This is a genomic window from Longicatena sp. 210702-DFI.1.196 (assembly GCF_020563125.1).
GTDB classification, from domain to species: domain Bacteria; phylum Bacillota_I; class Bacilli_A; order Erysipelotrichales; family Erysipelotrichaceae; genus Longicatena; species Longicatena caecimuris.
Window position 1 is genome coordinate 23029 of record NZ_JAJCPX010000007.1, and the last position, 13140, is coordinate 36168.

Genomic DNA, 13140 nt, shown 5'->3' on the forward strand with positions numbered 1-13140 from the left:
TATGTCGTATAATAAAGAAAAAGGAGCTAGCTTATGAATTTTAAATTAATCCATTGTAATATCAATATCACGAATATTGAAAAAAGTGTTGCTTTTTATGAAGAAGCCTTAGGGCTGCATGTGGCGGCGATTAAAAAAGCAGAAGATGATTCTTTTCAATTAACTTATCTGGAAGATGATACTCACCAATTCCAATTGGAATTAACATGGTTAAAAGAACATCCACAACCTTATGATTTAGGAGAAAACGAAAGTCACATTGCTTTTTCTTGTGATCACTTCCAACAGGCATATGCAAAACATGCCGATATGGGATGTATTTGTTATGAAAATAAAGCGATGGGCATTTATTTTATTGAAGATCCGGATGGCTATTGGTTGGAAATTGTTCCTGCCTAAAACTACTTAAAAACCACTAGGGTGGTTTTTTTGCTTACTTTTATATCTTTCTTAAAAGATAAGCTTAGCCCTTCTTTTAGGTGTATGTAAAGAATGTTATAATAAAGATACAGCAATTATGAACAGGAGGTGTTAGGATGCTTGATTTTCGTATGCAGACATTTCTTACGGTATGTGAAGAAATGAATTATACAAAGGCCGCAGAGCGTTTGCACATTACGCAACCGGCTGTGTCGCAGCATATTCATTATTTGGAACAACATTATGGATGTGCCTTATTTACGTTTACAGGAAAGAAATTAAATTTAACAAATGCCGGAAAACTACTTTTAAATGCCATGCAAACACAACAGCATGATGAAACACGATTAATGATAAAAATGAAACAACCAACAGAGGCTCCTTTAGCCATTGGAGCTACCTTAAGTGTTGCCGAAGGGTTATTGCAAGATGCCTTTGCCAGTTATTTAAAACAACATCCAAACCGCAGCATTACCTTAACGATTGATAACACCAAAACTTTATTAAAAAGCATTGATCAAGGAAAATTAGATGTCGCTTTTGTGGAAGGATATTATGCAAAAGATGCTTATGATGCTATCTGTTATCGCAAAGAGCCGTTTCTTGCGGTCTGTGCCCCATCCTTTCCACATTGGCAAAGCCTTACGACGCTGGAAGATCTTCTAACTTGTCCATTATTATTACGTGAAGAGGGCAGCGGCTCCAGAGCAATCCTAGAACGCTATTTAGCAGAGCAGAATATTGCCATACATGATTTCACTGCCTATACGGAAATCGGCAGTGTTCATCTGATTAAAGAACTTGCTGTGAAAGGCTGTGGCATTACGTTTCTTTATGAAAACACCGCTAAAAGAGAGATTGCCGAAGGCAGTCTGGTCATCCTTCCTTTAAAAGGCATGCCTTTGCATCATGACATTACATTTTTATGGCGTAAACATAGTCAGTTTGCGGATGATTATCGTCGTTTATTGGAAGAATTCCAAAAAGGTGAATGCTTATACACAAAGTAGCAAGTCGCTGCTATAAGCAAATTTCTTGTTTTTTATGATGACCGCGCTATAATATACCATAGTAATAATGAGAGAGGTTTTATGAAAAAACTAACGATTGAAAATTGGAAAGAATTACAACCCTATATCGCGCTAGCTGATTACCGTGAATATAACTCAAACGCTATGACGTTGCTGATGTGGTCTAATCGCTATGAGGCCTATTTTGAAACATACGAAAACTTTGCATTGGTATATACGAAAATGCCGCATCATGAGCCTGTATGGCTTATGCCATATTGTGCCTTGTCTTACCGTAAAGAAGCCTTAGAAATGCTTGCAAAGCGCAGTGAGCAATTGCATATCGCCTTTGAGGTGCATTCAATGACCAAGGAGTTTAAAAATTGGCTCACAAAGGAATATCCTCAAGCGTTTTTAATTTGGGATTGTTATAATGCACGCGATTATGTATATGATCGCATGCAGCAACAAACTTTATCCGGTAAGAAAATGCAGAAACGTCGTAATCACTTTCATGCTTTTGAAAAGCTATATGAAGGAAGGTATTATTATAAACCTTTAACACGCGAAGATATTCCTCATGTTATGGCTTTTTTAAAGCGTTGGAAAGCAACCAAAAAGGAAGAAGAGTATGAAACAATCGACGCTGAAATCATCGGCATTGAGCTCTTGTTTCAATATTGGGAACAATTACCTGTAGAAGGCGGATGTATTTACATAGATAATCAATTAGAAGCCTTTTCGATTACCTCACGATTGGCTGAAGATATGGTACAAATTCATGTGGAAAAAGCAAATCGCGCATATCGTGGTTTATATATCGCTATTTTGAAATGCTATTTAGAAACCCTTCCGGATACCATCCGTTACCTAAACAGAGAAGATGATATGGGACTTCCGGAACTGCGTAAAGCCAAGAGTGACATGCAGCCCGTATATAAGATTCAAAAGTTTGGCAGTTGTTATCAACCCTTAAAGATTCATCAGGCGGATGCCCATTGGAAAGATGCCGTTATGCAATTATGGGAAACAAGCTTTGCGGATGAAACTAAGGCATCCAGCCAATACTATTTTACGCATTTTTATCATGAAGAAAATACCTGGCTGTTAACAAGTCAACAGGAACTGATTTCTATGTTGCAGTTACGTCCGATGGACATTTCTCTGGATGGGAAAAAAGAACGTGTCTATTTCGTTGTCGGTGTCGCTACGCAAAAAGCATATGAAGGCTGTGGCTATATGAAACAATTGCTGCATAGTGTCTTACAAAAAGAGCCCTATGCATCGGCAAACTTCATTTTGCTGCAGGCATATGATTGGGAAATTTACAAATCAAGCGGCTTTGTGGAAACTTATATGGGCAAACGTTGGAAATTGGATAAGCAGGCATATTTACAAGATGAAGAAAAAGGTAAACTGACTACACAGTTTACAATATCGGCGCTTGTGGACATCTATCAGACTTATACAAAAGACAAAGAGGGCTATCGCATTCGTGATAAGGATTACTTTATTCAACAATTTCTTCCTTATGCTGACTTGTGGCAACAGACATTGTATGTCTATGAAGAAGATCAACAACCATGCGGTTATCTGTTAATCGAAGAGCATGAGCAGGATGTCGAAGTTATAGAATGTGCATATACAACACCAAAAGTGTTTACCAATATGCTATCTCTTTTAGCCCAAACAACAAAAAAAGTTTATCTTCGTACTTCTATTGAAGAAGATGTGAGCGGCAAAGGAAAATTAATGACCGTGATGATGGTAAAGCAGTTGCACAAGCCATCCTTACCGCTAGAGCATCTATATATAAATGAAACCATCTGATAATATCCTATGCGATACGATCAAACCTTAGCAAATGTATAGATGTCGCATTCTCAATAAGCATCAGATTTTCCATATAAATAACTATGCCCGCTGTAAACAGCGGGTCTTTTTAGGATATCTGCCTTTTTAATAGGTTGTTGATATAATCGATAGAAAATTGATATTTCTCATGTGTTTCTTCTACACTGTGTCCTTGCTTGATATAGTTTAACATCAGATAATCCATCGATTCTCCTACTTCAATCATATGATCATCATAATCAAAAAAACGAATCATTCGCTGACCCCAATTACTTACTTGTATTGGCTGATAAAGCTTTACATCATATGCTTTCATCTTTTCTATAAAACCATATAAATCCTCAGTTTCAAAGTATAACTCATGATCATAACAACCCGCTTTGATATCAACAGGTGCAACATCTAAAAACGATGCCCAGCATCTTTTCTCCTGTAAAGAAAAGCCCATATACACTATATTTTCACCAAAGTTCTCCAACATTGTCTGTTCCAATAATTCCTCATACAATCTGCGTGATCGCTGAATATCTTTCACACAGATGAGTCCTCCTGCAAATTTTACCATTTGTAACACTCCTCTCTCTTATTATCAGTATAAACGATTCATAAGACATAGAATTGTAAAAAAAGGACAGCTTGTGTCCTTTCATCTGCCCCCTGTCTAAGCGACAGTAAACTATATTAAAATTTATAAGGCTCTTGATAATAGCTTGTCATCTTTTCCACATAAGCTTTCGGTGTACAGCCACATACTCGAATAAAATCATGAATAAAATGCGACTGGTCATAATATCCACACAGCTGTGCCACCTGAATCAGCGAATGCGCATTTTGTAAGAGATGGATTGCCAGATTCATGCGCTGTATTCTTTGATAGTGCTTCATGCTGCAGCCAATCTGCTCCAGAAAGATACGCTGTACATGCCGTTCACTGTACCCAATCGCATTTCCGACTTCCTTTAAGGACACTTGTGGGTGCATCTTTTTTCGTAACATCGTCACTATATCGCTATCCTTATGCCCACCACTTAACAATATGCAATCAATCTTAGCTAAAAACATTTCCAAGGTCGTACTTTGCAAATAGGCTTCCACCATCTGCTCTTGCAACGCTGGTAAAACCTTCGACAAGGAAATCTTCTCATCCAACAGTTCCTGTAACCCTCGCTGAAATAGCTGATAAGCACCACCTTGATGAAATTCAATAAAAAAACTGAAAAATGCATCGTCTGGTTCTGCCTGTACCTCGACTAGTTTTGTTGTAGGGCCCCAATACTGAGCATCTATCGTATTCTTTTTCACCTTGAATACGATGCATCCGCTGACATCCGGAACTAAGAGCAAGGTTTCTTGGCCGGTATAAGCACTTTCCTGCAAAATAGTGTAATGTGCCACTGCTTTTTTAAGGAAAGGATGCGGTTGCACATAGAGATGAGAAGACGTCTTATGCAGAAAACGCTTTGGTTCAATGATCATCTGCATAGGGCATTCCTCTCCTTCCATATCTTTTCTAAAGCGATATCGTTACATATTCATTTTAAGCACTGCTAATGGAAAATCGCTTACCTTTAGGGATTCTGATTATCGTTTTGCATTGGGAACACATCTTCAGAAGACCTACACCTAATGCATAGTCATTTCCCTTTGAGATTACACAAGGTAACCTTCACTTAACTGATGACATCCCTTGAAAATACCTTAAGAAAAACTTTGCAAGCTGATCTTTTGAAACGATATTTATTTTTTAATATACTGAATAGCGATACAGTCTAAGCCGGTATGGGCACTGATAACAGCACAAATCGTATTGACATGTACTTTAACCAACGGACATTCCTTTTGAATAATATCAGCTATATTTGTAGCTTTATCCAAACAGTCTGAATGGATGACATAAATATCCCCTTCACTGTTCTTCATGATATCACAAATCGCCTGCACTGCTACATGTTGTGCTTTTTTCTCGGTTCTTACTTTCCCATAGACATCAATGGTACCCTTTGTCTTAGGCCCTATCGTTAAGATCGGTTTGATTTTCAAAAGACTGGCCAAAGCAGCTGCAAGTGGCGTTAAACGTCCCCCACGTTTTAGATGTTGTATATCGTTCGGTAAGATCAAAGTGCCACTTTCTTTTACCTTATCTTCCACATATGCCTTGATAGCTTCTGGCTCCATATTCTGCCTGCTGCATGCTAATGCTAATAAAGCATCATGACACTGTAAATCACAAGTTGTGTAGTTTTCAATAATGGTCATAGGTATGGCAAGATCTTCTGCACACATACGCATCGTATTATACGTACCGCTTAACCCTGAGGATAAAGGGACTGCGATAATATGGGTATAGCCATTTCGCTTAATTTCCTGTAGTACATCTTCAATTTCAGAAGTTAATGGCATGCTTGTTTTAGGTGTATGCTGCAGCCTTAAGCGCTCATAGAGTTCCTGTGTTGTCATATCCACACCATCCCGGAAAGCATCCGTGCCGTCTATGACCTCTAAAGGCACCACATATAACCCTAACGCTTTTCCACTTTCCTTTGTTAAAGCACTGCCACTGTCGGTTAATACTGCAATCTTCATCGCGTCCACCTTCTTTTCTAACAGCTTAGCTGTTTAGTTCTTTATTTTGATCTTTCTTACCTCTATGCGCAAGAAAGATTCTTATTTTTCATAGCCATAGGCAAAACGGTCTTTTACCGGTTCTTGCTGAGCCTGTTCTTTTTGGATTGCATAAGTATCAAATACACGTTGTGATGATTCATAAATACCACTGCGTTTATAGATACCACAAGGACTTCCATTCTCCAACAGCCAATATTCCTCTTCATCTTCCATGGTGACAAGCCATAAAGAAAGTTCTTCCCCTTCTTCTTCCACCGTTTCCATAAGCGTGATATCTTTCGCTGTTGCAGGAAGTAAGACATCTTCTGCATAGCCCATCAATCGTTCACGATTTACTGCGTTATTTAACATCGAAAACCCTTCTTTCTTCTTGTCTATTATACTCCTTTCCCATGATAATGAAAAGTGACAGCATCCTTGCAGATAAGCACAATCTAGCAATATGTCTTTGCTGATGATTTATGATGAATAATATGCTTGTTCTATTATTTTCTTATCGACATTTTTTAAATATGACAAGCATCTGTCATATTCATCTGTTACAATAGAATAGAACGGAGGGATCCTATGCACTTACAACGCCTCTTTGAAATCGTATATCTCTTATTATACCGTAAGAAAGTGACAGCCAAAGAGTTGGCAGAACGTTTTGAAGTATCGACACGTACCATTTATCGTGATATTGATACCTTAAGCGCTGCCGGTATTCCCATTTATACCAATAAAGGAAAAGATGGCGGTATCTTTTTAATGGAACACTTCATCTTAAATCGTGCTTTATTAAGCGAAGAAGAACAACAACTCATCCTATCTGCCCTCAAAGGTGTCCAAACCATTACCGATGATTCGACAGATACTTTAGAACGCATGCGTACCTTATTTCATCAACAAGAAACTGATTGGATTGCTATGGATCTTTCTGATTGGTCTAATCGCTCACGTAAAGATTTTGAAACCATACGGGATGCCATTCAAATACGTCATACTATTTCGTTTTCCTATTGTGGCAGTAACGGCAGTCAAAGCAAACGTCAGGCATATCCTCTTCAGCTTTGGTTTAAAGAACATACCTGGTATTTAAAAGCCTATTGTACTACACGAGCGGATTATCGCTTATTTAAGCTCTCGCGTATGCAAGAGGTGCACATGGAAAAAGAAACCTTCTTACCCATGCAGTATCCCGATGAAGAGGATATGACACTTCCAATAGCTACAACGGATATCACCTTGTGGGTGGATAGCTGTATGGCATATCGCCTGTATGATGAATACACTTTTGAGCAGATAGAGAAACTGGAAGATGGGAATTTCCTTGTGCATATTAACTACCCTGAGGATGAATGGGTCTATGGTATGCTGTTATCTTATGGTCCTTATGCAAAAGTACTTTCTCCTTCAACAGTAAAAGAGAAAGTTAAACAGCGGTTACAAGCCATGCAGAAACGATATGAAGAAGATGTAGAAACAATAGCTTTGCATACACAAGAAACAAAAGAAAAGTCCTCTGTTGATGCAGATGGCATTGCTTTTAAAAAGGGAAAGGAAAGATAATATGAATGCCTATGATGTAAAAAAAGAAATGAAAGATGCCTATGGTGTAAAAACCAAGCCAATGCGCATCACACTTTCTAAAGCAAGCTATCTTAAAATAGCAGGGACAGGAAATCCAAATGAAAAGGATGGTGCTTATGCAAAAGCGGTGCGTCTACTATATGGATTGCAATATACAATTAAGATGAGCATGAAAAAACAATGGGAGATTCTCGGTTATTCTCCCTTTGTGGTAGCTCCTTTAGAAGGCTTATGGTGGTTGGAAAATGAGCAAGCCTTGGAAACTGCTCACAAAGATCAGCTGCATTGGTATTCCATCATGCGCTTACCTGCTTTTGTGACAGCGGAAGTCTTAAAAGAAGCTTGCTTACGCTATGAACAAAAACATCCTGATGCAGATACTTCAGGAGTAAGTCTATGGGAATGGGAAGAAGGAGACTGTGTGCAAATACTACACATCGGATCCTATGATGATGAGCCACAATCCATCGCCAAATTGCATGCCTTTGCACAAGAACGCGGCTATCGAGTGATGATTAATGAAGCGAATCTGCGTTTTCACCACGAAATTTATCTGAGTAACCCTAATCGAATCTGTGAAGCAAAGCGTAAAACCATCTTGCGTTTACCCATCATCAAACAGGAGGCAGAAAAATGAAATATATACAACTCACTACAGAAAATATCAACAAAGAGCATATCTGCTGCGCCATTTCAGAAAAGAAAGGCGAACATCGTACTACCGATAAGAAAGCATGGCTTAAGAAGCGAATTGCAGAAGGTTTGGTCTTTTATAAAGCCGATGTTCGAGGTAAGGCATTTATCGAATATCTTGATGGCGAAAAAGCATGGATACCCATACAGGCTGAGCATTGCCTGTTCATCAATTGCTTATGGGTTGCCGGTAAGTACAAAGGAACAGGTATTTCTAACGCATTATTAAATCATTGTATCGAAGATGCCAAACAGCGCAATAAGAAAGGTATTTGTATTTTATCATCACGAAAAAAGATGTCCTTTTTAGCTGATCCAAACTATCTTACCTATAAAGGCTTCCAATGCGTTGATGAGATAACCCCCTTCCAGTTATACTACCTTCCTCTTAACACAAAGGATGCTGCTGCAACACCGAAGTTTCAAGATTCAGCGCGAACTTTGCATTGTGAAGAAGATGGTTTTGTTTTATATTATACTTGCCAATGTCCACATGCCGCACACTATGCCGCCATAGCCAAAGAGATTGTAGAAAAAGCAGGGTGGAGAGCGCATCTTCATCTTATAGAGTCACAAGAAGAAGCCATACAAGTACCTGCACCGGTAACGACCTATGCATTATTTATAAACCATCAGTTTATCACCAATGAAATTCTGTCAGAAAAGAAGTTGACAGCTCTTTTGCAATCCTATGAAAGCTGAAAAAATACATCAAGATGATATTTTTTTGGTAGGAATGCGCACACGCCTTACCTCTTCGCTATCAGAAAATCTTATCATCATCAAAAATTTCTGGAAACAATTTAATGCAAAACTAAAAAGTGTTCATATGCCTATGACACAGCCTTGGATTAAGTATGGGATTACCTTATACGAGCATGGACAGTATTATTATTTTTGCGGTGTAGTATCAAATCAGTGTTATCCGCTTGACTTTGAATTATTGCATATTCCCAGAGGTTCTTTTTTGCAATACACGCATACCGGCAGCATGGATGCTCTTACGCAAACCATAAACACGATTTGGAAACAAGAACTCCCCTTTTCTCCTTACAAAACCACAGATACAAGTATTCGCTATTTGGAAGTTTACAAAGAAGGCTTTTCCTTTCAGTCATCGGATTCCACTATTTTCATATATGTTCCTATACAAGAAGATGAAAATAAAGATTTCTTATATCTTCCTGCCAAGACAATCCTAGCAGGAAGCGGCGCACAAGCTGGAAAAAGTTATGCGCATTCATGGTTTGGCATGGACTTCAACATGAATTTGTACAAGGGTTGTTGTCATGGCTGTGTATATTGTGATTCACGCAGTAAATGCTATCAGGTTGCTGATTTTGATATTGTCAAAGGCAAACAAAATGCTTTGGCGATTCTGGAAATGGAACTGCGAAAAAAACGAAAGAAAGGAACGATTGGCATTGGCGCTATGTCGGATACCTACAATCCTTTTGAAAAAACACAATGTCTAACGAAAGGAGCCTTAGCATTAATCGAACGTTATGGCTATGGGGTCGGTATTGATACGAAAAGCACCTTGATTCTACGTGACATTGACATATTAAAACGTATCGCTAAACAATATCCAAGCATTTTTAAAATCACGATTACCTGTGCACAAGATTCCCTGTCGAAACAAATAGAACCCTTTGCCCCGGTATCTTCTAAACGCTTTGAAACCGTAAAAGCATTACGGGAAGCTGGCTTATTTACCGGTATCCTCTTAATGCCTATCCTGCCTTTTATTAATGATACCGAAGAAAATATTCTCACCATTGTTCAAAAAGCACATGAAGCTCATGCCAATTTTATATTTGTATATGGCGGCTTCGGTTTGTCTTTACGTGACAATCAAAGGGATTATTATTATCACTGGCTAGATCAGCACTATCCCGGATTGCGTTTTACGTATGAAGAACATTATCATAAATGCTATTCCTGTAATTCTCCACACTCTCGACGTTTGTATAAACTATTTGTGAAAGAGTGTCGCAAGTATGGCATCTTATATCGTATGAGTGATATTATACGTGCTTATAAATCAGCGATTCCAAATGAACAACTACAACTAACATTATAAAGGAATGCCATATACCTATTTTTGAGGTAAAAGGCATTCCTTTCTTTTTCCTTAGATACTTAAAAAATAACTATGTACCTCCTAATGTTCTACTAAGGTACTCCTAACATTTATGAATTCATGTACTTTTAAATGCAAAAAATGATTACTTTGCATTCATTTTTTCTGATAGATACATTTACCTTCTTTCCATGTTTCTAATACTTGTATCGTATCTAACTTCGTCTTATCTATCTGATAAGGGTTTTTATCCAGAAGAATAAAATCTGCTTGTTTTCCCTCTTTAAAGCTTCCCTTTTTATCTTCTTCAAAATATTGATGTGCCACATGAATCGTCAAGCCACGCAAAGCATCTTCCACGGATAAGGCTTCTGTATTTCCTATCTGATGTCCACTCTTTGTTTTTCTATTCACTGCACACCATAATGTTTTTAACATATTTGGCGGAATGACCGGGCTGTCATTATGGAAGGTATAGGGCAACTGCAATTTCTTGGCTGTATGTGCCGGTGAAATCTTATCCGCTCTTTGTTTCCCAAAATTTTCAATATGAATATCGCCCCAATACCAAGTGTGTGCAACAAAGAAAGATGGAATCATATCTAATGCCGGCATTCTTTCCAGTTCTTCCTTACGGACCAGTTGGGCATGAATCATGACCGGACGATGCGTCGTTGCCTCAGGATGTTGTTTCATGACCTTTTCAAATTGTGTAATGTATTGTCTTGCGGCAGCATCACCATTGCAATGTACAAGCAATTGACGTTTCTTTCTAACACTTTTTTCAATACGCTGATACATCTGCGCATCTGTCATCGCCGGATACCCGCGATCCTCACTTCCACAATATGGTTCCAACATCCATGCCGTCTTACCTTGTGGTGAACCATCAGCAAACGTTTTGTAACCACCTAATCTCAAATGATTCTGGTACCGCACATAAGTCGGGTATTGGGTAAACAAATCTTTTTCTTCACTTACATCTGCATAAGCAACTACATCGAGATATAGGGTATTTGACTTAGCGGCAGACAATAATAACTGAAATAAAGATGATTGCGTAAATCCCTCCTGCACTGTGGTAATCCCGTTACTGGCATAAATTGCCTGTGCTTCTTTCATCAGCTCTAACAGCGTTTCCATGGATGGCATAGGTACTTGATTTTGAAAAGACACAAAAGCCCTTTCTTCCATATAACCATTCATACTGCCATCAGCTTCTCTGCCATATCTTCCTCCCTCTGGATCTTTCATTGCATTGTGTAAACCACATGCCTGCAAAGCAGCGCTATTGGCAACTCCCATATGTGAAGAAGCATGAGAAATGTAAATCGGTTGCTCCATGCTAATTTCATCAAGCACATGTCGGTCAGGATGTCTTTTTTCTTTCATGAAATTATGATCATAATTCGCACCAATCAGCCAGTCCTGCTTCCCTAATTTTCTATCTTTCGCAAACTTCTTCATTTTTATAATAATATCATCAAATGATCTTGCATCACTTAAATCACAAAGGCGAAGCGCATTGGCTACTCCTGTAAAATGGGAATGTGCATCAAGAAAGGCCGGCAGCATTGTTTTCCCACACAAGTCATGAATTTCTGCCTCAGGGAAGCGTTTTATCAAATCAGAGCGATTTCCTAATCCCACAATACGCTCATTTTCAAAGCAAATTGCTTCTACTTGTTTTTGCACATCTTCCATTGTCAAGATAGTTCCATTTACATAGATATGTTTCATCTTATCCCTACTTTCTACCTTTATTATAGCTTACGATCATGTGAAAAATACGGTTTATCAAAAGATAGGCATCTTAAGACATATGACTGCTTTATGTATGAGAATATATACGATGCTATTTTATGCCATCGTAAAATAGCAATATGCATTTCTTTAGACTATGTAAATCCGATATTCTGTTTTCATAGCTAGCTTTAGGCAGCTTTGAAGGGTGCTCTTTTCTTAAAATCTATAAGTTCTTCTTCGCATCTTTTTTACGTTCTACTTTGATGCAATCAAACTCTTATCATAGAAAAAAACCGTCTAAACAGACGGTTCATCACGTAATAAACGATTGATATGTACATTTCCTCATCAGTGATAAGTTTCTGGTATTGATCATAGAGAAAACTTTTTACCTTATTCGCCACTTCAACTTCTTTTTGATAACGATTTTTTGATGTTAAATAGAAACTATCGCCATTATCCTCTAACATCTTATCCGTGAAGAATCGTTCAACAAAGAAACGGATATGTGTAATAAAGCGTAAATAATGTATACTATCTTTATGAAACTCTTTATTCAATGAATAACGAACAAGATTTATGATTTCTCCTATTAATTTCGCATAACGAGCACTGTCATACTCCGGGTTATTAGAAGATTGAGCATTTACCAAATGAAACGCAATATTCACTGCTTCATCATCCGGAAGTAGAATATGTAATGCTTTATTAACCAATTTTAAACAATGAACACCGGCAGCATATTCTTCAGGATAAAAATTTTGTATTTCCCAAATTAAACGATTGGTTGTTACCATGTTTTGTTTCAAACGTTCTATCGCAAAGTTCAAATGATCTGCTAAAACAAAATACAAATTATCATTAAACTCTGTATGTAAATCTGCTTTAGCCAAAGAAATAACCTGATGGGTCACTTCCAATACTTCAGGAGAAATGGCATCTAAAAGATCCATAATCTGTTTTGATTTATCACTCACAACAGGTATATAAAATTGATAGGTAGAGTCATTCACATCGATATTCTCGCCAGATTTTTTACCATAACCTATCCCTTTTCCTAATATGATAAAATCGGATTTTTGTTCGTCCTCGACCAAAACAACACTGGAATTTAAAACTTTTTTGATCTTAGCCATT

At 37.9% G+C, this 13140-nt stretch carries 13 protein-coding genes; 7 read left to right on the forward strand and 6 right to left on the reverse strand.

The window, feature by feature from the left end:
- Nucleotides 1-33 precede the first annotated feature (33 nt).
- The 3 genes from LI241_RS04840 to LI241_RS04850 all read left to right on the forward strand — a co-directional run bounded on the left by LI241_RS04840 (nt 34) and on the right by LI241_RS04850 (nt 3260).
- Nucleotides 34-399, forward strand: a complete 366-nt coding sequence (locus LI241_RS04840; protein ID WP_008690656.1) for a VOC family protein — start codon at nt 34-36, stop codon at nt 397-399.
- A 137-nt stretch (nt 400-536) separates the two neighbouring features.
- Nucleotides 537-1430: a LysR family transcriptional regulator gene (locus tag LI241_RS04845; RefSeq protein WP_008690654.1), complete on the forward strand. Its 894-nt coding sequence runs from the start codon at nt 537-539 to the stop codon at nt 1428-1430.
- A gap of 81 nt (nt 1431-1511) precedes the next feature.
- Entirely contained in the window at nt 1512-3260 is a 1749-nt protein-coding gene (locus LI241_RS04850; RefSeq protein WP_008690653.1) for a GNAT family N-acetyltransferase, read from the forward strand.
- A gap of 112 nt (nt 3261-3372) precedes the next feature.
- Here the strand turns inward: LI241_RS04850 and LI241_RS04855 are convergent, their stop codons facing one another.
- The 4 genes from LI241_RS04855 to LI241_RS04870 form a co-directional block, all read right to left on the reverse strand.
- Entirely contained in the window at nt 3373-3849 is a 477-nt protein-coding gene (locus tag LI241_RS04855; protein WP_008690652.1) for a VOC family protein, read from the reverse strand.
- Between the two features lie 116 nt (nt 3850-3965).
- On the reverse strand, nt 3966-4766 hold the full coding sequence (locus LI241_RS04860; RefSeq protein WP_008690651.1) for an AraC family transcriptional regulator: 801 nt from the start codon (nt 4764-4766) through the stop codon (nt 3966-3968).
- 255 nt (nt 4767-5021) lie between these two features.
- Nucleotides 5022-5867, reverse strand: a complete 846-nt coding sequence (locus LI241_RS04865; RefSeq protein WP_008690650.1) for a DegV family protein — start codon at nt 5865-5867, stop codon at nt 5022-5024.
- Between the two features lie 81 nt (nt 5868-5948).
- Entirely contained in the window at nt 5949-6260 is a 312-nt protein-coding gene (locus LI241_RS04870) for a hypothetical protein (protein ID WP_008690649.1), read from the reverse strand.
- A 216-nt stretch (nt 6261-6476) separates the two neighbouring features.
- On the opposite strand from LI241_RS04870, the gene LI241_RS04875 reads away from it, so the two are divergent.
- The 4 genes from LI241_RS04875 to LI241_RS04890 are packed head-to-tail and all read left to right on the forward strand — an operon-like array spanning nt 6477 to nt 10257.
- On the forward strand, nt 6477-7460 hold the full coding sequence (locus LI241_RS04875) for a YafY family protein (RefSeq protein ID WP_008690648.1): 984 nt from the start codon (nt 6477-6479) through the stop codon (nt 7458-7460).
- 1 nt (nt 7461) lies between these two features.
- Nucleotides 7462-8118 (forward strand): GyrI-like domain-containing protein, encoded by a 657-nt coding sequence (locus LI241_RS04880; protein ID WP_008690645.1) that lies wholly within the window; start codon nt 7462-7464, stop codon nt 8116-8118.
- Nucleotides 8115-8876 (forward strand): GNAT family N-acetyltransferase, encoded by a 762-nt coding sequence (locus LI241_RS04885; protein ID WP_008690644.1) that lies wholly within the window; start codon nt 8115-8117, stop codon nt 8874-8876. The genes LI241_RS04880 and LI241_RS04885 overlap by 4 nt, the downstream gene beginning before the upstream one ends.
- A complete protein-coding gene (locus LI241_RS04890) occupies nt 8866-10257 on the forward strand; it encodes an effector binding domain-containing protein (RefSeq protein WP_008690643.1) in 1392 nt (463 codons plus the stop codon). Before LI241_RS04885 ends, LI241_RS04890 begins: the two co-directional genes overlap by 11 nt.
- A gap of 156 nt (nt 10258-10413) precedes the next feature.
- Here the strand turns inward: LI241_RS04890 and LI241_RS04895 are convergent, their stop codons facing one another.
- Both LI241_RS04895 and LI241_RS04900 read right to left on the reverse strand, forming a co-directional pair.
- Nucleotides 10414-11997: an amidohydrolase gene (locus LI241_RS04895; protein ID WP_008690642.1), complete on the reverse strand. Its 1584-nt coding sequence runs from the start codon at nt 11995-11997 to the stop codon at nt 10414-10416.
- Between the two features lie 275 nt (nt 11998-12272).
- A complete protein-coding gene (locus LI241_RS04900) occupies nt 12273-13139 on the reverse strand; it encodes a PRD domain-containing protein (protein ID WP_008690641.1) in 867 nt (288 codons plus the stop codon).
- Between the last annotated feature and the right edge of the window lies 1 nt (nt 13140).

Excerpts from the sequence above, each read along its gene's own strand:
- LI241_RS04840 (WP_008690656.1), top strand. The coding sequence starts at position 34 with ATGAATTTTAAATTAATCCATTGTAATATCAATATCACGAATATTGAA.
- LI241_RS04845 (WP_008690654.1), top strand. The coding sequence starts at position 537 with ATGCTTGATTTTCGTATGCAGACATTTCTTACGGTATGTGAAGAAATG.
- LI241_RS04850 (WP_008690653.1), top strand. The coding sequence starts at position 1,512 with ATGAAAAAACTAACGATTGAAAATTGGAAAGAATTACAACCCTATATC.
- LI241_RS04855 (WP_008690652.1), bottom strand. The coding sequence starts at position 3,849 with ATGGTAAAATTTGCAGGAGGACTCATCTGTGTGAAAGATATTCAGCGA.
- LI241_RS04860 (WP_008690651.1), bottom strand. The coding sequence starts at position 4,766 with ATGCAGATGATCATTGAACCAAAGCGTTTTCTGCATAAGACGTCTTCT.
- LI241_RS04865 (WP_008690650.1), bottom strand. The coding sequence starts at position 5,867 with ATGAAGATTGCAGTATTAACCGACAGTGGCAGTGCTTTAACAAAGGAA.
- LI241_RS04870 (WP_008690649.1), bottom strand. The coding sequence starts at position 6,260 with ATGTTAAATAACGCAGTAAATCGTGAACGATTGATGGGCTATGCAGAA.
- LI241_RS04875 (WP_008690648.1), top strand. The coding sequence starts at position 6,477 with ATGCACTTACAACGCCTCTTTGAAATCGTATATCTCTTATTATACCGT.
- LI241_RS04880 (WP_008690645.1), top strand. The coding sequence starts at position 7,462 with ATGAATGCCTATGATGTAAAAAAAGAAATGAAAGATGCCTATGGTGTA.
- LI241_RS04885 (WP_008690644.1), top strand. The coding sequence starts at position 8,115 with ATGAAATATATACAACTCACTACAGAAAATATCAACAAAGAGCATATC.
- LI241_RS04890 (WP_008690643.1), top strand. The coding sequence starts at position 8,866 with ATGAAAGCTGAAAAAATACATCAAGATGATATTTTTTTGGTAGGAATG.
- LI241_RS04895 (WP_008690642.1), bottom strand. The coding sequence starts at position 11,997 with ATGAAACATATCTATGTAAATGGAACTATCTTGACAATGGAAGATGTG.
- LI241_RS04900 (WP_008690641.1), bottom strand. The coding sequence starts at position 13,139 with ATGGCTAAGATCAAAAAAGTTTTAAATTCCAGTGTTGTTTTGGTCGAG.